Source organism: Streptococcus downii (assembly GCF_004353325.1).
Taxonomy (GTDB): Bacteria; Bacillota; Bacilli; order Lactobacillales; family Streptococcaceae; genus Streptococcus; species Streptococcus downii.
The window spans coordinates 393,325-412,609 of record NZ_MZNX01000009.1; the positions used below are offsets into that span (position 1 = coordinate 393,325).

Sequence of the window (19,285 nt, forward strand, 5' to 3'; positions counted from 1 at the left end):
AAAAAGCAGGAAAAGATAAAATAATTTTAAATTTTACCTGTGGAATATTAAGTCAATCAGGAAAAATTTTATTACAAAAACGAGCAGATAAAGGAACGTGGGGATTACCAGGTGGTGATGTGCATAATAACAGGTGTTTAAAACGTTGATAAAATAAGAGGTTGAGTTTTTACCAATTATATATACTGTAAAAAGTTCAAAAAGAATGCTATAATTTAAAATGGAGGATATTGCCATGAAAATTAATGCTGTAGATTTATTTTGTGGTGTTGGAGGGTTGACCTGTGGTGTTCAGCAAGCAGGTATAAATGTAATAGCAGGTTATGATATAGATCCTCGTAGTCAATTTGCATACGAATTTAACAATAACGCGAGATTTATTTTAAAGGACATAAAAAAAATAGATAGCAAGGAAATTACTAATCTTTTTCCAGATGATACTGATATAAAAGTTTTAATGGGATGTGCTCCATGCCAACCCTTTTCAACATATAGTCATAAGTATAAAAATAATGAGAATACACTTCAAAAGATGGATCTTTTAGATTATTTTGGCAAACAAATTGGATATGTCCAACCTGACATTGTTTCGATGGAAAATGTTCCACAAATGGTCAATGAAAAGGTATTTGATAAATTTATCCAGATTTTGAATGATAATAATTATTTAATTGATTACAAAGTGGTATTCGCGCCAGATTACGGTGTTCCTCAAAAAAGAAAGAGATTATTGCTTTTAGCTTCAAAATTAGGAGAAATCAAATTAATTCCTGCTCAATTTAATAAAGATAATTACCCTACACTTCGAGATACAATTGGAAATTTACCAAAATTGAAGGCAGGAGATACTGATTTAAGTGATCCTCTTCATAGAAGCAGAAATATATCTGAACTGAATATGAAGAGAATAAAACAGTCAAAACCTGGTGGAACTTGGAGGGATTGGGACGAGGAACTATTACTGGAAGCTTATAAGAAAAAAAGCGGAGCTTCTTTTGGATCAGTATATGGTCGTTTAGAGTGGGATAAACCTGCTAATACAATTACAACACAATTCCCAGGAATAGGAAATGGGCGATTTGGACATCCTGATCAAGATAGAGCTTTAAGTCTACGTGAAGGTGCAATGTTACAAACATTTCCGAGAGATTACTTATTTACACAACCTGAACTTGGGGGAAACTATCCAATAGCACAAGTTGCATTACAAATTGGGAATGCTGTTCCTCCGAAGTTAGGTGAAGTTATTGGAAATAGTATATTGAAGCATTTGGAGAAAATTAAATGAGTATTGAAAAAATTGACTTGCAAATTGCCTATGGTGCAGTAAAGCATTTTGGTAGAAATTTATATACATCAAATCCACCAGCAATCACAGAATTGATTGCAAATTCTTGGGATGCTTATTGTACAGAGTGTAATATTTTCTACAATGATATTGAAAATGATGGGGATAAAAAAACTTCTTTGCTAATTGTTGATGATGGTATTGGTATGACAGATGAAGAGTTGTCTGGGAGATATGCTATTTCTGGTACAGAAAAAAATACTGATTCAGTTAGACGTCCTGATGGAATTACACTTAGACCTTATATGGGGAGAAAAGGTATCGGAAAATTTTCAGCATTTAGTTTAGGTGATAGTTATGTACTTTATACAAAGAGTGACATAGATACTCAATGGAAAAAGATGATTTTTAATTATGAATTATTACTTGAAGACAGACCGACTGTTCCAATTGCTGTGGAATATATTGATTCATTGCAAGAATTAAAAAAGTTCTTCCCAGATTTAGAAGAAAATACTACTGGAACAATTGTTTATATACCTGAGATGAGAAGAAAAATCATTTCATCAAGTATTGAGGGATTGAAGAATTTAATTTCTAGAAGATTCTCGATAAATGTAATTAATAACCATGATTTTAGTCTTAAAATTAATTCTGAAATTGTAGATTTGAGTCAGCATTTTTACGATGATAATTTAGAGTTTGTTTATTATTTCGGTACAGAGTTAGAAGAAATCAAACAACGCTTCCCTAATATTCCAGAAAATAATTTTTACAAAGAAGATGATGAATTCTTTACAAATTATTCAATTAGTGGATGGCTTGGTACTGTTGAAATTCCCAGTCAATTACTTGCTGATGAAAATATAAGTATTTCAGGCGTAACAGTCTATATTCATGGAAAATTAGCTGATGAGGATATTTTACGGGATAAATTAAAAAATAGGATAACAAATTCATACTTTTTAGGCGAAGTCAACGCAGATTTTCTTCAAAATGAAGAAGACCCTGTGCTTAGTAGTAGAGAGGGTTTGAATAAAGAAATACCAAATGTCAAATTATTAATTGAAAAACTATCTAAAATTAGTAATAAGTTAAATGCAAATTGGAATAATTTACGTGCTAATAGAGTTAGAGAAAAACTAAATTATCTTGATAAAATGTTAAGTACTGATAGCGGATTGGGGACCGCATTCAAATTTTATAGCGAAGAACAGCAAAAACAGGTTGCAAAGCTTGCACAAAGAGTTTTTGATAATGATGAAAAATATTCAGATGCTGAATATAGGGTTTATGGACAAGCAATCTTTGCACTTGTAAATAATAAAGTTATAAATGAAATTACTATAGATACAGATACGGATACTTTTGGAGAGATCTTAGAGAAGTTCTATAGCTTATTTGAGAAAACGGAACTAAATGCTGCTTTACGTATGAAATCTAATATTGAAGATCGTATTAGTATTATCAATAAACTAAAACTAATTATTGACGATGAGGAAGTTGAGAGTGTTTTTGAGGAACATCTAGCTAAAAATCCATGGTTGATTAATCAATATTGGGATAAACCAAGTAATGAAATAGTGATTGAAACACAAAACAAATATAAAGCAATTATTCAAGAACGTAAGGTTAGTGGAAGAACCGATATTATTACAAAAGTTGCAGATGAGCCTTATCCAATTATCTGTGAGCTAAAAAGAGAGAAAGTTACTGCGTACTCTACACCTGAAATTTCCGAAATAACCAATCAGATCTATAAATACAGACGATTTATTAGTGATGAAATAAACCGATCAAATAATCCTTTAAGAATCTCAAATACTAAGGATATAAAAGCTTATTTTATTTGTGGTGAGAAATCTAAGGAAAAACTAGAAGATTTAGATTTAATTGAATTGAAAAATAACAATATCGAATTAAAAACATATCAAGAGATTATTAGACAAGCTGAAAGAGTTTATAGTGATAGAGTAAGAGAGTAAAATTTTTTATTTAATAAGCCGTATTCCCCTTACCGTGGGGTTCCATTGAACTTGGTGAATCGGCTTTAGAAGCTTTAGTGCGAGAGTTTTATGAAGAAACGGGAGTCGAAGTGAGAGTGGAAAAACTCTTAAATGTTTATACAAAATATTCAGATAGTTATCCGAATGGTGATGAGGCTCAAGTTCTTACAATTTTTGTATTTAGTTTCATCTGAAACTTCTATTTCTACAAATTTTTTTACAAGTGATGAAACTTTAGAATTAGGATTATTTGATCATATAGACATACAAAATATCGTACTTGTAAACCGGCAATATCAAGAAATGATAAATGATTTTTTTGAAAATAATTTCCCAATAGATAGATAAACTAACCACTGAATTTCTATTTTTTGTAACTATATTTTATGAAAATGCAAGAAAAACGTTGACAGTCAGTTTCGAAAGAGTTATAATTATTCAGGAAAAACAGAAAGGTCGTTTATTTATGAAATTTAAGAAATGGATATTAGTTGTGTGTAGTATGCTTGCCAGCATGATTTTAGTAGCTTGCCAGTCAGGAACAGATAGTTCTCAGTCTGCTGTGGACGCTATTAAACAAAAAGGAAAGCTAGTCGTTGCGACCAGCCCAGACTATGCACCGTTTGAATTCCAAGCCTTGGTAGATGGTAAAAATCAAGTGGTTGGTGCAGATATTGATATGGCTCAAGCGATTGCGGACGAGCTTGGGGTTAAACTTGAAATCTCTAGTATGAGTTTTGACAATGTCTTGACCAGTCTTCAAACTGGAAAGGCTGACTTGGCCATTGCAGGAATTAGTGCCACCGATGAGAGAAAGGAAGCCTTTGACTTTTCAATCCCTTACTATGAAAATAAGATGAGCTTCTTGGTTAGAAAAGCCGATTTAGACAAGTACAAGGATCTTTCAAGTCTCGCAAGTGCCAATATCGCAGCTCAAAAGGGAACTATGCCAGAAACCATGGTCAAGGAACAATTGCCAAATGCCCAGTTGACATCCTTGACCAATATGGGGGAAGCAGTCAATGAATTGCAGGCTGGAAAAGTGGATGCTGTTCATATGGATGAACCAGTTGCTCTTAGCTATGCAGGTAAAAACTCAGATCTTGTCGTTGCATCTGTTAACTTGACGATGAAAGATGGCGAAGCCAATGCTGTTGCTATCAAGAAGGATCAATCAGACTTGAAAGCAGTAGTCGATAAGGTTATCCAAAAACTGAAAGATGACGGAACCTATCAAAACTATCTTGAAAAAGCAGCGAAACTAACGGAAGTTGAACAATAAGAAAAAGCAGAGTTGGACTTTAATCCAATTCTGCTTTTATGTATTCTAATAGCTCTTCTAGATTTTCAAGAGAGACTTTGGCGAACTGATAAGGACAGGCGTCCAAATAAGCCTTCTCAAAAAAGTCTAGTTTGAGTGAGCTGTGTTTCAAACTGGCAATTTTAGGATAGTGTCTCAAATCAAGCAAGAGACCATCGTGTAGAGGATAGTGGGGCAAGGGACAGGTGTTTTTTTCAAGTACTTCCTTAATCTGAGCCTGATAGTTCTCTTGAAGGGTCAGTCTGGCCAGTCGATTTTTTTCAAATAACTGGCTATCGATGTAAAGAGACAGAGCCTTTTGCATGATGAGATTGCTGTCATAGTCCAGGATATTTTTGTAGGAAACAAAAGCCTCTTTTAGGGCATTTGGGAGAATGAGAGCGGTAATACGAAGGGCTGGAAAGAGACTAGTTGAGAAGGACTTGATATAAATGACCCGATCCTCAGTATCCAGATAGTGGAAGGTTTGGCCCTTTCTAGGATCTAGGTCCCCTAAATAGTCATCCTCTACGATGTAAACACCATACTGGTTTGCTAGATCCAGAATAGCTCTTTTTTCTTGATCAGAATAGGAATGGCCTAGGGGATAGTGGAAGCGAGGAATGGTATAGAAAAACTTGATTTTTCCAGATTTGAACTGTTCTTCTAGTTCTTCAAGGTCAATGCCATCAATACGGCGTTCAATGGTCTGGTAGGCCAATTCCTGAGCGACCAAGAGGCGGTTCATTCGGTGATAGGTAGGCTGTTCGACCAAAATCTCCTCTCCCTTACTTGGGAAGTTAATCTGAGAAAGGATAAAGAGAGCTTGTTGGGTACCAGATGTTAGAACCAGTTGGTCGGGTTTGCAGTAGAGGGCTTGGTTGAAAAGAAGTTGATGGACAGATTGTCTCAGTTCCTCAAGGCCTTCCTGGTTGTCATAGTAGTTGAAGAGGTAGTTTTCTCGGCCTATCAGGGTTTCATTGACGCAGAGTCTGAAGTCGTCATAAGCACTGGCATGTTCGTCAGTGACTTCGATTTCCAAGTCCTGATGCTGTCCTTGTTCTAGAATATAGTAGCCACTTTGGGGTTTGGCATAGAGGTATTTTTCATGGCGTAATTCCAGCAGGGCTCGTTGGACAGTGTCCTTGCTACAATGAAAGTCTTGGCTCAGTTGACGGATAGAGGGAAGTCTGCTACCTGTTGGAAATTTTCCTGATTCGATACCTTTTTTGAGAAAGGAAACGACTGCTTGGTATTTACTTTCTTTCTTCATTCCAGACCTCCCTTGATTTTGTTACATTGTACCTTTTTTTTGCCTCCTTTGCAATGGGAAAAGTATTTCTCCCTTTCACAACTAGGAGCAAATGTGGTATACTTAGAAAGTATGATGATTCATTGAAAAGAAGATAAGAAAGAGAATGGATAGAAAAGTGCAGGAACCGGTAAAATTATTTCAATACAATACTCTAGGTGCCCTAATGGCAGGTCTCTATGGTGGAACCATGACAGTAGGAGAATTGCTGGAGCATGGCGACCTTGGTTTAGGAACCCTTGATTCGATTGATGGGGAGTTGATTGTCCTTGATGGCAAGGCTTATCAAGCCAAAGGTTCAGGGGAACAACCTGAAATTGTAGAAGTCGCACCTGATGCCCTTATTCCTTATGCGGCAGTGGTTCCCCATCAGGCAGAAGTGATTTTCCGCCAGCGCTTTGAGATGACGGATAAGGAATTAGAAAAGCGGATTGAGTCCTACTATGATGGGGAAAATCTCTTTCGCTCCATCAAGATTCATGGGGAATTTGCCCACATGCACGTACGGATGATTCCTAAATCCACACCTGATACCAAGTTTGCTGATGTAGCGACTCACCAACCTGAATATAGCCGTGAAAATATTTCAGGAACCATTGTTGGATTTTGGACACCGGAGATTTTCCATGGGGTCAGTGTGGCAGGCTACCATTTGCACTTTATCTCAGATGATTTGACCTTTGGTGGGCACGTGATGGACTTTGTTATCAAAGAAGGAATAATCGAGGTTGGGGCAGTCGATCAGTTGGATCAACGTTTTCCAGTCCAAGATCGACAGTATTTATTTGCCAAATTTAACGTTGACGAGATGAAGAAAGACATTGACAAGTCAGAATAGGAGAAAAAGATGACACTACATATTATCCTTACCATGATCGTTTTGGTTTTGGTTCTAGTAGGTGGGACTTGGTACGCCAAAAAACGCTTTAAGATTTCTCTTGCAGTCATGGGCTTGGGGGCAATCGCATTTTTCGTTTCTTCTCAAGTGTTAGAGAAGATGGTCCATTTTCTAGTTCTTCAACCGCAAAAAGATGGAACGATTTCGCTCATGAATGAACACCCCTTCCTATATGTTCTTTACGCGATTGCTATGGCTTCCCTCTTTGAGGAAACTGCCCGCCTTGTCTTTTTTAAATGGTTGGAGAAAAGGAGAAGTCTAGAAGAGAAAGACGCTTTGGCTTATGGCTTGGGACATGGAGGCTTGGAGCTGCTCTATCTCGGTATGGGAAGCTTGATCAGTTTGTTGATCCTCTTTTCACTCATCCAGTCTTCAAATACGGATGTAGCCAATCTTCTTCCAAAGACTACACTCGAAACGGTTCAGTCTCTTTCTGTATGGCAGGTTTATTTACTAGGAGTTGAGCGTGTGCTTGCTCTAGTTCTCCAAATCGGTCTTTCCATCTGGGTTTACCAAAGTGTTAGCCGAAAGAAATGGATCTATCTCTTTGCTGCCTATGGTTTGCATGCCTTGTTTGATTTGGCTCCAGCTTTATCTCAAGTGGGATGGATTGCAAATCCACTTCTAGTTGAGGTCATTCTTCTTTTAGAAGTACTAGCCTTTATCTGGCTAACAAAATCTACATTTTGGAAAAAATCATCATAAAAAGAGGGAAACCTCTTTTTTTAACGCAATGCTTTGACACCAAGAATTTTCCTGTCGTCAAAAGCCCTTAAAAATGGTATAATGAAATGACTTTACAAAAGGATGAGAGATATGACATTCGTAACTAAAATACAAGAACAATTAGAAGGAATTGATATTCGTTTCAAGGAACCCTTGAAGACCTATACCTATACCAAGGTTGGAGGTCGAGCGGATTACCTAGTTTTGCCACGCAATCGCTATGAGATGGCGCGTGTCGTCCAATTTGCCAATCAGGAGAATATTCCTTGGATGGTGCTAGGAAATGCCAGCAATATCATCGTTCGTGAAGGTGGAATCCGTGGTTTTGTCATCTTGTGCGATAAGCTTAATAACGTTTCAGTTGATGGTTACACTATTGAAGCTGAAGCGGGTGCTAATTTGATTGAAACGACACGTATTGCCCTTCGTCATAGTTTGACTGGTTTTGAGTTTGCCTGTGGCATTCCAGGGAGCGTCGGTGGAGCAGTCTTTATGAATGCGGGTGCCTACGGAGGAGAGATTGCTCACATTTTGCAGTCTTGTAAGATTCTGACCAAGGAAGGGAAAATCGAGACCTTATCTGCTAAGGATTTGGCTTTTGGTTACCGCCATTCAGCTATTCAGGATTCTGGGGCGATTGTCTTGTCAGCTAAATTTGCCCTAGCTCCAGGAAATCACCAGGTTATCAAGCAGGAAATGGATCGCTTGACTCACCTTCGCGAACTTAAACAACCTCTAGAGTACCCATCTTGTGGCTCAGTCTTTAAGCGTCCAGTAGGGCATTTTGCAGGTCAGTTGATTTCAGAGGCTGGTCTGAAAGGCTATCGTATCGGTGGTGTTGAAGTATCTGAAAAGCATGCAGGCTTTATGGTCAATATTGCTGACGGAACGGCTAAAGACTACGAGGACTTGATCCAATCTGTTATTGAAAAGGTAAAAGAACACTCAGGTGTCACTCTTGAGAGGGAAGTCCGTATTTTGGGTGAGAAGGAGTAAGGTTTCACCAGAATAGTTGCTGCTATGTCAATGGAAAGGGGGTGAAAGCCTATCGGTAGCGAAGATGTATGCAGGTGGTTTTACTCCCTGCAAGAGGTAGTAGCGGCTTGACAGAGCCCTGATCTGTTAATTTATGAAAAAGAAGGAATTTATGCCAATTGAAAAAACCAATTATCGAATTCAAAAACGTCTCTAAAGTTTTTGAAGATAGCAACACCAAGGTTCTCAAAGACATTAACTTTGAGTTGGAAGAAGGGAAGTTTTACACACTTCTAGGTGCATCTGGTTCTGGGAAATCAACCATCCTAAACATCATTGCAGGTTTGCTGGATGCGACGACGGGAGATATTTTGCTAGACGGGGTACGGATCAACGACATCCCAACCAACAAGCGAGACGTCCATACAGTCTTCCAATCCTATGCCTTGTTTCCACATATGAATGTGTTTGAAAATGTTGCCTTTCCGCTTCGCTTGCGTAAGATTGACAAGAAAGAAATCGAGCAGCGAGTAGCGGAAGTTCTCAAGATGGTCCAGCTGGAAGGTTATGAAAAACGTTCCATCCGTAAACTATCTGGAGGACAACGTCAGCGTGTGGCCATTGCCCGTGCCATCATCAACCAACCTCGTGTGGTCTTGTTGGACGAGCCTCTGTCAGCGTTGGACTTGAAATTGCGAACAGATATGCAGTACGAGCTGCGTGAACTGCAACAACGATTGGGGATTACCTTTGTCTTTGTTACTCACGATCAGGAAGAAGCCCTAGCTATGAGTGACTGGATTTTCGTTATGAACGATGGTGAGATTGTCCAGTCAGGAACACCTGTGGATATCTATGATGAGCCCATTAACCATTTTGTTGCCACCTTTATCGGTGAGTCCAACATCTTGCCAGGAACCATGATTGAGGACTACTTGGTCGAGTTTAACGGCAAACGCTTTGAAGCGGTCGACGGTGGGATGAAGCCTAATGAACCTGTTGAGGTTGTTATTCGTCCAGAAGACTTGCGCATTACCCTTCCTGAAGAAGGCAAGCTCCAAGTTAAGGTGGATACTCAACTTTTCCGTGGGGTTCACTACGAGATTATCGCCTATGACGAACTTGGAAATGAATGGATGATCCACTCAACTCGTAAGGCCATCGTTGGTGAGGAAATCGGTCTGGACTTTGAACCAGAAGACATCCATATCATGCGTCTCAATGAAACTGAAGAAGAGTTTGATGCTCGTATCGAAGAATACGTAGAAATCGAAGAGCAAGAAGCAGGTCTGATTAACGCGATCGAGGAGGAAAGAGATGAAGAAAACAAGCTCTAAACTCTTTGTAGTGCCCTACATGCTTTGGATTGCACTCTTTGTACTCGCACCCTTGGTCTTGATTTTCGGTCAATCCTTTTTCAACATTGAAGGGCAGTTCAGTTTAGAAAACTATAAATCTTACTTTGCGTCACAAAACTTGACCTACCTCAAAATGAGCTTCAACTCGGTGCTCTATGCTGGGATTGTAACTCTAGTGACACTTCTTATCAGCTATCCAACAGCCCTCTTTTTGACTCGTCTCAAGCACCGTCAACTCTGGCTCATGCTGATTATCCTGCCGACTTGGATCAATCTCCTCCTAAAGGCCTATGCCTTTATCGGGATTTTTGGTCAAGATGGGTCTATTAACCAATTCTTGGAATTCATCGGAATTGGTTCGCAACAGTTGCTCTTTACCGATTTCTCCTTTATCTTTGTCGCAAGCTACATCGAGCTTCCCTTTATGATTTTGCCGATATTCAATGTCTTGGATGATATGGACAACAATCTTATCAATGCCAGCTATGACCTCGGTGCGACCAAGTGGGAAACCTTCCGCCACGTTATTTTCCCTCTGTCTATGAATGGAGTGCGAAGTGGAGTCCAATCTGTCTTTATCCCTAGCTTGAGCCTCTTCATGCTGACACGTTTGATTGGTGGTAACCGCGTTATCACCTTGGGGACGGCCATTGAGCAGAACTTCCTGACAAATGACAACTACGGTATGGGTTCAACCATCGGTGTGATTCTCATCCTGACAATGTTTCTCACCATGTGGGTGACCAAGGAAAGGAGAGAACGATGAAAAAATTTGCCAATCTCTACCTAGCCTTTGTCTTTATCATCCTCTATTTGCCAATTTTTTACTTGATTGGCTATGCCTTTAATGCTGGCGATGATATGAACAGTTTTACTGGTTTTAGCTTGAACCATTTTAAAACTATGTTTGGTGATGGTCGTCTCATGTTGATCCTCACCCAAACCTTTTTCTTGGCCTTTCTATCAGCCTTGATTGCGACAGTAATTGGTACCTTTGGGGCTATCTATATCTACCAATCACGCAAAAAATACCAAGAAGCCTTTCTATCACTCAATAATATCCTCATGGTTGCGCCTGATGTTATGATTGGTGCCAGCTTCTTGATTCTCTTTACCCAGCTGAAGTTTTCACTTGGCTTTTTGACGGTTCTATCCAGTCACGTGGCCTTTTCCATCCCAATCGTGGTCTTGATGGTCTTGCCTCGTCTCAAGGAAATGAATGATGATATGATTCACGCAGCTTATGACCTAGGTGCCAGCCAGTTTCAGATGTTCAAGGAAATCATGCTTCCGTACCTGACTCCGTCTATCATTGCAGGTTATTTCATGGCCTTTACCTATTCGCTGGATGACTTTGCCGTGACCTTCTTTGTAACGGGAAATGGCTTTTCAACCCTGTCAGTCGAGATTTACTCTCGTGCTCGGAAGGGGATTTCGTTAGAGATCAATGCCCTGTCTGCACTCGTCTTTCTCTTTAGTATTATCCTAGTTGTAGGATATTACTTTATCTCTCGTGAGAAGGAGGAGCGAGCATGAAAAAACTCTATTCATTTTTAGCAGGAATTACAGCGATTATCCTCGTCTTGTGGGGAATTGCGACTCATCTAGACAATAAAATCAATAGCCGAGATAGTCAAAAACTGGTTATCTACAACTGGGGAGACTATATCGATCCAGAACTCTTGGAGCAATTCACAGAAGAAACAGGAATTCAAGTCCAGTACGAGACCTTTGACTCCAACGAAGCCATGTATACCAAGATTAAGCAGGGTGGAACGACCTACGACATTGCCATCCCGAGTGAATACATGATCAACAAGATGAAGGATGAAGACCTCTTGGTTCCACTCGATTATTCAAAAATTGAAGGAATCGAAAATATCGGACCAGAGTTTCTCAACCAGTCTTTTGATCCGGGCAATAAATTCTCTATCCCTTACTTCTGGGGGACCTTGGGAATTGTCTACAATGAAACCATGGTAGATGAGGTGCCTGAGCATTGGGATGACCTCTGGAAACCAGAGTACAAGGATTCCATCATGCTCTTTGATGGAGCGCGTGAGGTGCTGGGACTGGGTCTTAACTCACTCGGTTACAGCCTTAACTCAAAGGATCCTCAGCAGTTGGAAGAGACAGTAGATAAGCTTTACAAACTGACTCCAAATATCAAGGCCATCGTGGCCGATGAGATGAAGGGTTACATGATCCAGAACAATGCTGCTATCGGCGTGACCTTCTCTGGGGAAGCCAGCCAGATGTTGGAGAAAAATCCTAATCTCAAGTATGTCGTTCCGACAGAAGCCAGCAATCTCTGGTTTGATAACATGGTCATTCCAAAAACCGTGAAAAATCAAGATGCCGCCTATGCCTTTATCAACTTTATGTTGAAACCCGAAAATGCTCTGAAAAATGCGGAGTATGTAGGCTATGCAACGCCAAATAACACAGCCAAGGAACTGCTCCCAGAGGAGACCAAGGAAGACAAGGCCTTCTATCCAGACGCTGATACCATGAAAAACCTAGAAGTTTATGAGAAATTTGACCATAAATGGACAGGCAAATATAGCGACCTCTTCCTCCAGTTTAAAATGTATCGGAAGTAGGAGTTAGCAGTTATGAAACGAATCAGTCAAGCTGGTTCGTTTTTTTCGTTCTTGAAAAATTAATATTTGGGCTTGAAAAAAGTAATTTTGGTGATAAAATAGTATCCTTTATACATTTAGGAGGAATAAAAAAGAGATGTGATTTATTTGGTATTCAGAAATGAAAACTCTTACAAAATATGGTATACTAATAGTAGTTTCCAATAGGTTATATCTAGTGCTTGTTATAGGTTTACATACAAGATATGGGGTATAGCTACCTATCTACCTCGAGAGGGGCCGGAAACATCGGCTGAAAAAGAGTGAGATTTCCTTTTAATTTACGGTAAGTATAGATACCTACCTACCTCTCGAGGGGGACGGAAATGCATGTTTTTCGGGCTTCACATCAGGAACTGAGACAGTATATCTCCCTATCTCCCTCGAGAGGGGCCGGAAACAAGTTTTGTCGAAGCACATTTTTAGGTTCTACAATGTATAGCTACCTATCAACCTCGCGAGGGGCCGGAAACGCCATGTAACCATCTTCGTCGAACCAGTACCGCTTACGTATAGGTGCCTATCTACCTCGCGAGGGGCCGGAAACAACATTTTCTGAGGGTTGTACCATTTTTCTTTTTCTTGTATAGATACCTATCTACCTCGCGAGGGGCCGGAAACCCGCTAAATTTTCGCTTTTTCGAATACTGAAAGCTATCGTATAGCTACCTATCTACCTTGAGAGGGGCCGGAAACTTCTTAGCTTTCGCGTTTTCTTCTTTGACAGTCTTGTATAAGAACCTATCTACCTCCTACCTCGCAAGGGGCCGGAAACAAGTTAGCGTCCAAGTTAGTATTGCGTGCATACCCGTATAGATACCTATCTACCTCGAGAGGGGCCGGAAACGCTCCAAGAACATGTGTATCTGTAAATGCCATATTTCGTGTAGAACAACCTATTCACCCTGCGAGGGGCCGGAAACCAAGCGTCTCTTTATCAGCAGACCACCCAGATAGAAAGGTATATATACTTATCTACTTCGCGAGAAGTCGGAAACAATTCAGGTTTCGCATACCATGATACATCCGATAAACCACCCACTTCACCTCGTGAAGGGCCGGAAACGCTAACCAAATCTCTCGTAGATTCATCCGATCAGTGTATAGCTACCTATCTACCTCGCGAGGGGCCGGAAACAAGTCTTTTCTTCCTTTAAGTAAATTTACCATTGTATAGCTACCTATCTACCTCGAGAGGGGCCGGAAACTGGTTGTTTGCTTTAGACTTTTCAATACGAGCTTGTTTTGTTAGCTACCTATCAACCTCGCGAGGGGCCGGAAACTTTTCCATCACAATTGTTTGTGCAGGAACCGGTGCTTGTATAAATACCTATCTACCTCGCGAGGGGCCGGAAACTGTCCTTGGTTAGAATTTTGTCCTTGGTTAGGATTTTGTGTATAGCCACCTATCTACCTCGCGAGGGGCCGGAAACACTATTTTGCTCGACGGTAAAAGTACTATTGTATAGATACCTATCTACCTCGAGAGGGGACGAAAACGAAGTGCAAAAACAAATATTATAAAAAGCCATAAAAAGGTATAGATACCTATCTACCTCGCGAGGGGCCGGAAACTAACAATTATTTTTTGCAGCATAATGTACTCACCTCCGTATAGCTACCTATCAACCTCGAGAGGGGTCGGAAACATTGAGATAATGAGCTCTTTCAGTGACTGCTCTACTGTATAGAAACCTATCTACCTCGCGAGGGGCCGGAAACTTGGTCATGCTGCAAGCTGCACAGTTATTGTATAGCCACCTATCTACCTCGAGAGGGGTCGGAAACTCATCATCGTTCTTAAAGCGTAATATACCCTTATCATCCAGAGTATAGCTACCTATTTACCTCGAGAGGGGGCGAAAACCCATTTCCTACAACATGAGAGAAGAATCCGAGTTCAGTATAATTACCTATCTACCTCGTTAGGGGCCGGCAACTCCAAAAGCTCAGGATTTTCGTAGATGTTTCCTATAACTTTATAGATACCTATCAACCTCGGGAGGGGCAGGAAACGCTTCTTGTTTCACATAGTCAGCTTCAATTTCTTTTTGGTATAGCTACCTATCTACCTTGAGAGGGACGGAAACTAGAAAATGTATTTTCCAACATTAGCGAAGTTACCTTGAAGATAAACACCTGTCTACCTCGCGAGGGGCCGGAAACGGATAAGGGCCATCTGACTCCTCCCACCACCAGCCGGGTATAGATACCTATCTACCTCGAGAGGGGCCGGAAACTTTAGGAGGTCTTGATTGATAACATACGACCATTTGGTATATCTCCCTATCTACCTCGCGAGGGGCCGGAAACACAATATATCCATATCCACGTTCAGTATCTTCTACTTGTATATCCACATATCAACCTCGCGAGGGGTCGGAAACTTGATAAAGTCAGAGTTTGTACTTTGGTCAAACTCAGGTATAGACACCTATCTACCTCGCGAGGGGCCGGAAACAAGTTTGCATCCAAGTTAGTGTTACGAGCATAACCTTGAATCAGTATAGCTACCTATCCATCTCGAGAGAGGCCGGAAACGCAGATAGAACAATCCAGATTGCGATGAATCGTTTGTATAGATCCCTATCTACCTCGCGAGGGGCCGGAAACTTACGAATAGAACCGTAAGCTTTAGTTTCTCTATTAAAGGTATATTTCCCTATCTACCTCGAGAGGGGACAGTTTCAAAAGGGAAAAGGATTCCAAAAGTAAAATAAAAAAGCGCTCATGAGAAACCAAAAGCGCAATTGTATCAATAAAGGAGGCATATGAAACGCATCGAACTATCATTTAAGCGGATTGACCAATCACCGAGCGAGCTATCGACAAAATTCCAAGGTTTTCTCATGGAAAACCTAGAACCAGACTATGTGACTTGGCTACATGAGCAGGAGACCAACCCCTACTCACTAAAAATCATCCATCAAAAGGATAAGACCCTATGGTCTCTTCATCTCCTAACGGATGAGGCTGTCAAGCAGATTTTGCCTGTTCTATTGGAGCTCAAGAAAGTAGAACTTCATGATTTACCGACTCTCATGGTGGAGTCTTTGTCCATGCAAGATCTCAGTTCGGAGCAACTCTTTGAGTTTTTTAATGAAAATCAAGATCGGTCACTCTACACTATCCATTTTCAAACTCCGACAGGATTTCGCTCCCAGGGAGAGTACGTGCTCTTTCCGACCATGCGTCTCATCTTTCAGAGTTTGATGATGAAGTATGCACGTCTGGTCGAGAATCGTCAGGAAATCGAAGAGGAAACCTTGGACTACTTGGTCAAGCATAGTAGAATTACCAGCTATCGATTGGAATCCAGCTATTTTAAAGTCCATGGCAAAAAAATACCTGGTTTCAGGGGGAGATTAACCTTTAAGATTACAGGTCCAAATACCTTGAAAGCATACGCCAATATGCTTCTAAAATTTGGGGAATACTCAGGTCTAGGTATGAAAACTAGCTTAGGGATGGGAGGTTTAGAACTTGAAGAAAGAAAAGATTGATTTAGTTTATGGATCGCTTTTGCACGCTATCGGCAAGGTGATTCAAGGTTCCAGGTATGATGAGAAAGACCTGGGTACCATTGGGTCCGAATGGTTTAAACGCTTTTCGGACAATGAAAAAATAGCCCAGCAGATAGCCAAGGCGACTTCTAGTGATTTGCCGACGGACTTGGCTCCTGATAGTTTGGTCTATATCACGTCTGCTGCCGCAAAGATTGCTTCAGGCCTAAAAGGGGCAGTAGACACTCATGAAGGGAAAGAGGATTTCCTAAGTAAACAATCGGATATCTTCAATGTATTTTTAGATACCCCTAGTCTGCGTTATCTTGATGCGCGGCTATTAGAGCTTGACGGGGAGCCAAACTATGCTAAGGAATCGAGTGAGCCGTCTGACCAGTCAGATTATGACTTGATAGTAGAGACCTTAGAAAAAGAGTTTGAGAGATTAGACTTTAGCCAGTCTGAGATAGATGCCCTTTTGAATCTCCTTGAGTCTACTCTTTCCTATGTACCTGTTTCGACAGGAACCAAAGGATTGTCAGATATTTCTCTAGCAACCTACAGTCGTCTGACAGCTGGCTTTGCCCTAGCCATAGAGGACTATTTAGCAGACAAGAATTGCCGTGACTATGAGAAGGTACTGGGGCAGGATTTAGAAGCTTTTTATAGCGAAAAAGCCTTTTTATTAGCAAGTTTTGATCTGTCAGGGATTCAGGACTTTATCTACAATATCGCAACAGCTGGTGCAGCCAAGCAACTAAAAGCACGTTCCTTGTATCTAGATTTTATGGGGGAACATATCGCTGACAGCTTACTGGAAAGGTTAGAGCTTACAAGGGCTAATCTCCTCTACGTCGGTGGAGGGCATGCCTACTTTATCCTTCCAAACACCGAAAAAACTAGAGAGACCTTGGCTAGCTTTGAAGCAGAATTCAATCAGTTTTTGGTCAAGCATTTCCAGACAGGCTTGTACGTAGCATTTGGTTGGAGTCCATTTTCAGCCAATGATATGACAACGACACTGGCTGACTATCGAAAAGTCTATCAAACAACTAGTCGGATGATTTCCCAAAAGAAAATTTCTCGCTATGACGCCAAAACGCTCCTTGAACTCAACCAAGGAGGAAGAAGTTCTCAGAGAGAATGTGCTATTTGCCACTCAGTCGAAAAGCTTACCAAGTATAAAGATCAAGAAGTCTGCCATATCTGTGCAGGAATGTATCACTTTGCCAAGGAAATACAAGAAGACTACTATATTGTGACAAAAGAAAAAGGCCTGCCGATAGGTCCGGGAGCCTATATTAGTGGTATTTCCAAAGCCGACCTCGCTAATGAAGAGTGGGACCGTGTTTATGTCAAGAATAGCTATAGGACAGATATCCTAAAAGCAACCCATGTCTTTGTCGGAGATTACAAGTATGATGAGATTTATGAGTATGCTAAACTATCTCAGGATGGTGAAACTGGACAAGGGATTAAGCGATTAGCAGTCGTTAGACTAGATGTGGATGACCTAGGAGCAGCCTTTATGGCTGGATTCTCCTATCAAGATGGTGGCAAGTATAATACTCTGGCACGGTCAGCGACCTTCTCTAGAAGTATGAGTCTCTTCTTTAAAGTCTATATCAACCAGTTTGCCAAAGAGAAAAAACTATCAATCATCTATGCCGGTGGAGATGATGTATTTGCTATTGGTTCCTGGCAGGATATTATTGAGTTTACTATTTGTCTCCGACAAAACTTTATCAAGTGGACAAATGGCAAATTAACCCTATCAGCAGGGATCGGACTCTTTCCAGATAAGACTCCAGTTAGCCTCATGGCTGAAGAAACTGGTAAGTTAGAAGGAGCAGCAAAGGATAACGACAAGGATAGTATTTCCCTTTTTGAAAAAAATTATACCTTGAAGTTCGACCAATTCATTAACAATGTTTATAATGGAAAACTTAAGAGTATCCGATACTACTTTAATATTCAAGATGAGCGTGGAAAGAGTTTTGTATACAGACTGATTGAGCTCCTTCGTAACTACGATCGTATGAATATTGCTCGATTAGCCTATTATTTGACGCGCTTAGAGGATCAAACTTCTAAGGATAAAAAAGAAGAGTTTAAAGAGTTTAAAGAGTTTAAAGATTTATTCTTTTCTTGGTATACAGGTAGCAAAAATGAACGTAAGGAAGCAGAGATAGCTTTACTTCTATATATTTATGAGATTAGAAAGGATTCATAGATGGAAATTTTAAGAGATGATAATTACGTAGATAAGGCAGAGAATGTTATTAAATCACTGAATCGAAACACTAGAGATTCTAGGAACCCTGAAGCATTCCTTTTAACAACTAGCAAAATTAGAAACCTGCTAAGCTTGACGAGTACCCTCTTTGATGAAAGTAAGGTTAGAGAGTATAAGGATTTAGCTGACAAAATTGCTTATTTGAGAGTGCAGTTTGTTTATCAATCGGGCCGTGAAACTGCGGTTAAAGACTTGGTGAAAAAGGCTGAAATTCTAGACATTCTAAAAGAAATTAACAACAAGGAAAGTCTCCAACGTTTTTGTCGCTATATGGAAGCGCTAGTAGCTTATTTCAAATTTTATGGAGGAAAAGATTAATGGCATTTGCAAAAATTAAAGTAACAGGACAAATTCGTCTCGAAACAGGACTTCATATTGGGACAAGCAATGCATTTGCGGCAATTGGGGCTACGGACTCACCTGTGATTAAAGATCCAATTACAAACTTACCTGTTATCCCAGGTTCTAGTATCAAAGGGAAAATGCGTACACTGCTGGCAAAAGTATATAACACTAAATTAGCAGAAAAACCAGGAGACGATGGGGAAATTATTAGTCGTCTCTTTGGGAATAGTTCAGACAAAGACTATAAAGTAGGAAGACTCATTTTTAGAGATGCCTTTCTAACTAACAAAAAAGATTTAGATTCACGAGCTGTCAAAGGTTATACTGAAGTTAAGTTTGAAAATACTATTGATCGTATCACTGCTGAAGCAAATCCAAGACAAATTGAACGTGCTATCCGAGACAGTATCTTTGGATTTGAGTTGATCTATGAGGTGACAGACAAGAGTCAAGCTCAAGTGGAAGAAGACTTTAAAGTGCTTCTTGATGGATTAAAGCTGTTGGAACTTGATTATTTAGGAGGTTCAGGATCTCGTGGATATGGTAAAGTTGTTTTTGAGAATCTTAAAGCAAATACAGTTTTCGGAAACTATGATGTTAGTAAATTGAATGAACTTTTAACTACGGAGGTCTAAT

17 protein-coding genes and 1 CRISPR repeat array are annotated in these 19,285 nt (G+C 40.1%); of the genes, 15 read left to right on the plus strand and 2 right to left on the minus strand.

Going from position 1 to position 19,285, the window contains the following annotated elements:
- The first annotated feature begins 235 nt into the window (after nucleotides 1-235).
- The 4 genes from E2R31_RS08245 (at nucleotide 236) to E2R31_RS08260 (ending at nucleotide 4,576) form a co-directional block, all read left to right on the plus strand.
- Entirely contained in the window at nucleotides 236-1,288 is a 1,053-nt protein-coding gene (locus tag E2R31_RS08245; protein ID WP_009730329.1) for a DNA cytosine methyltransferase, read from the plus strand.
- Nucleotides 1,285-3,273 (plus strand): ATP-binding protein, encoded by a 1,989-nt coding sequence (locus tag E2R31_RS08250; RefSeq protein WP_132973915.1) that lies wholly within the window; start codon nucleotides 1,285-1,287, stop codon nucleotides 3,271-3,273. Before E2R31_RS08245 ends, E2R31_RS08250 begins: the two co-directional genes overlap by 4 nt.
- A 77-nt stretch (nucleotides 3,274-3,350) precedes the next feature.
- A complete protein-coding gene (locus tag E2R31_RS10025; RefSeq protein WP_232194157.1) occupies nucleotides 3,351-3,488 on the plus strand; it encodes an NUDIX hydrolase in 138 nt (45 codons plus the stop codon).
- A gap of 272 nt (nucleotides 3,489-3,760) precedes the next feature.
- On the plus strand, nucleotides 3,761-4,576 hold the full coding sequence (locus E2R31_RS08260; protein WP_132973917.1) for an ABC transporter substrate-binding protein: 816 nt from the start codon (nucleotides 3,761-3,763) through the stop codon (nucleotides 4,574-4,576).
- 19 nt (nucleotides 4,577-4,595) lie between these two features.
- On the opposite strand, the gene E2R31_RS08265 is transcribed toward E2R31_RS08260, so the two are convergent.
- Nucleotides 4,596-5,867 (minus strand): aminotransferase-like domain-containing protein, encoded by a 1,272-nt coding sequence (locus tag E2R31_RS08265; protein ID WP_132973919.1) that lies wholly within the window; start codon nucleotides 5,865-5,867, stop codon nucleotides 4,596-4,598.
- A 145-nt stretch (nucleotides 5,868-6,012) separates the two neighbouring features.
- Here E2R31_RS08265 and budA point away from each other — a divergent pair, with 145 nt between their 5' ends.
- The 7 genes from budA to E2R31_RS08300 all read left to right on the plus strand — a co-directional run bounded on the left by budA (nucleotide 6,013) and on the right by E2R31_RS08300 (nucleotide 12,466).
- Nucleotides 6,013-6,744 carry an acetolactate decarboxylase gene (budA, locus tag E2R31_RS08270; protein ID WP_132973921.1) on the plus strand — a complete coding sequence of 244 codons (732 nt, stop codon included), beginning with the start codon at nucleotides 6,013-6,015 and terminating at the stop codon, nucleotides 6,742-6,744.
- Between the two features lie 9 nt (nucleotides 6,745-6,753).
- The gene (locus E2R31_RS08275) at nucleotides 6,754-7,509 is read left to right on the plus strand and encodes a YhfC family glutamic-type intramembrane protease (protein WP_132973923.1); all 756 of its coding nucleotides are present in this window, start codon (nucleotides 6,754-6,756) and stop codon (nucleotides 7,507-7,509) included.
- Nucleotides 7,510-7,620: 111 nt separating this feature from the next.
- Nucleotides 7,621-8,526, plus strand: coding sequence for a UDP-N-acetylmuramate dehydrogenase (gene murB / locus E2R31_RS08280; RefSeq protein ID WP_165941807.1), 906 nt, complete (start codon nucleotides 7,621-7,623; stop codon nucleotides 8,524-8,526).
- Nucleotides 8,527-8,684: 158 nt separating this feature from the next.
- Nucleotides 8,685-9,842 (plus strand): ABC transporter ATP-binding protein, encoded by a 1,158-nt coding sequence (locus tag E2R31_RS08285; RefSeq protein ID WP_000742900.1) that lies wholly within the window; start codon nucleotides 8,685-8,687, stop codon nucleotides 9,840-9,842.
- The gene (locus E2R31_RS08290) at nucleotides 9,823-10,629 is read left to right on the plus strand and encodes an ABC transporter permease (RefSeq protein WP_084948849.1); all 807 of its coding nucleotides are present in this window, start codon (nucleotides 9,823-9,825) and stop codon (nucleotides 10,627-10,629) included. Before E2R31_RS08285 ends, E2R31_RS08290 begins: the two co-directional genes overlap by 20 nt.
- Complete coding sequence (locus tag E2R31_RS08295) at nucleotides 10,626-11,399, plus strand: ABC transporter permease (RefSeq protein WP_084948848.1); 774 nt, start codon at nucleotides 10,626-10,628, stop codon at nucleotides 11,397-11,399. Before E2R31_RS08290 ends, E2R31_RS08295 begins: the two co-directional genes overlap by 4 nt.
- Complete coding sequence (locus tag E2R31_RS08300) at nucleotides 11,396-12,466, plus strand: ABC transporter substrate-binding protein (protein ID WP_132973925.1); 1,071 nt, start codon at nucleotides 11,396-11,398, stop codon at nucleotides 12,464-12,466. Before E2R31_RS08295 ends, E2R31_RS08300 begins: the two co-directional genes overlap by 4 nt.
- A 1,148-nt stretch (nucleotides 12,467-13,614) precedes the next feature.
- A CRISPR array of direct repeats spans nucleotides 13,615-14,293; the repeat unit is 29 nt; unit sequence ACCTATCTACCTCGCGAGGGGCCGGAAAC.
- A gap of 121 nt (nucleotides 14,294-14,414) precedes the next feature.
- Here E2R31_RS08300 and E2R31_RS10170 read toward each other — a convergent pair.
- Nucleotides 14,415-14,501 carry a YopX family protein gene (locus E2R31_RS10170; RefSeq protein ID WP_380439960.1) on the minus strand — a complete coding sequence of 29 codons (87 nt, stop codon included), beginning with the start codon at nucleotides 14,499-14,501 and terminating at the stop codon, nucleotides 14,415-14,417.
- Between the two features lie 775 nt (nucleotides 14,502-15,276).
- On the opposite strand from E2R31_RS10170, the gene cas6 reads away from it, so the two are divergent.
- The 4 genes from cas6 to csm3 are packed head-to-tail and all read left to right on the plus strand — an operon-like array spanning nucleotide 15,277 to nucleotide 19,284.
- Nucleotides 15,277-16,008 carry a CRISPR-associated endoribonuclease Cas6 gene (gene cas6, locus E2R31_RS08310; RefSeq protein ID WP_084948843.1) on the plus strand — a complete coding sequence of 244 codons (732 nt, stop codon included), beginning with the start codon at nucleotides 15,277-15,279 and terminating at the stop codon, nucleotides 16,006-16,008.
- Nucleotides 15,989-18,241 (plus strand): type III-A CRISPR-associated protein Cas10/Csm1, encoded by a 2,253-nt coding sequence (gene cas10 / locus E2R31_RS08315; protein WP_132973927.1) that lies wholly within the window; start codon nucleotides 15,989-15,991, stop codon nucleotides 18,239-18,241. Before cas6 ends, cas10 begins: the two co-directional genes overlap by 20 nt.
- The gene (gene csm2, locus E2R31_RS08320) at nucleotides 18,242-18,622 is read left to right on the plus strand and encodes a type III-A CRISPR-associated protein Csm2 (RefSeq protein WP_132973928.1); all 381 of its coding nucleotides are present in this window, start codon (nucleotides 18,242-18,244) and stop codon (nucleotides 18,620-18,622) included. It begins immediately after the preceding gene.
- Nucleotides 18,622-19,284, plus strand: coding sequence for a type III-A CRISPR-associated RAMP protein Csm3 (gene csm3, locus E2R31_RS08325; RefSeq protein WP_093585740.1), 663 nt, complete (start codon nucleotides 18,622-18,624; stop codon nucleotides 19,282-19,284). The genes csm2 and csm3 overlap by 1 nt, the downstream gene beginning before the upstream one ends.
- The last annotated feature ends 1 nt before the right edge of the window (nucleotide 19,285 follow it).

Coding starts and splice junctions, on each gene's coding strand:
- E2R31_RS08245 (WP_009730329.1), top strand. CDS start 236: ATGAAAATTAATGCTGTAGATTTATTTTGTGGTGTTGGAGGGTTGACC.
- E2R31_RS08250 (WP_132973915.1), top strand. CDS start 1,285: ATGAGTATTGAAAAAATTGACTTGCAAATTGCCTATGGTGCAGTAAAG.
- E2R31_RS08260 (WP_132973917.1), top strand. CDS start 3,761: ATGAAATTTAAGAAATGGATATTAGTTGTGTGTAGTATGCTTGCCAGC.
- E2R31_RS08265 (WP_132973919.1), bottom strand. CDS start 5,867: ATGAAGAAAGAAAGTAAATACCAAGCAGTCGTTTCCTTTCTCAAAAAA.
- budA (WP_132973921.1), top strand. CDS start 6,013: ATGGATAGAAAAGTGCAGGAACCGGTAAAATTATTTCAATACAATACT.
- E2R31_RS08275 (WP_132973923.1), top strand. CDS start 6,754: ATGACACTACATATTATCCTTACCATGATCGTTTTGGTTTTGGTTCTA.
- murB (WP_165941807.1), top strand. CDS start 7,621: ATGACATTCGTAACTAAAATACAAGAACAATTAGAAGGAATTGATATT.
- E2R31_RS08290 (WP_084948849.1), top strand. CDS start 9,823: ATGAAGAAAACAAGCTCTAAACTCTTTGTAGTGCCCTACATGCTTTGG.
- E2R31_RS08295 (WP_084948848.1), top strand. CDS start 10,626: ATGAAAAAATTTGCCAATCTCTACCTAGCCTTTGTCTTTATCATCCTC.
- E2R31_RS08300 (WP_132973925.1), top strand. CDS start 11,396: ATGAAAAAACTCTATTCATTTTTAGCAGGAATTACAGCGATTATCCTC.
- cas6 (WP_084948843.1), top strand. CDS start 15,277: ATGAAACGCATCGAACTATCATTTAAGCGGATTGACCAATCACCGAGC.
- csm2 (WP_132973928.1), top strand. CDS start 18,242: ATGGAAATTTTAAGAGATGATAATTACGTAGATAAGGCAGAGAATGTT.
- csm3 (WP_093585740.1), top strand. CDS start 18,622: ATGGCATTTGCAAAAATTAAAGTAACAGGACAAATTCGTCTCGAAACA.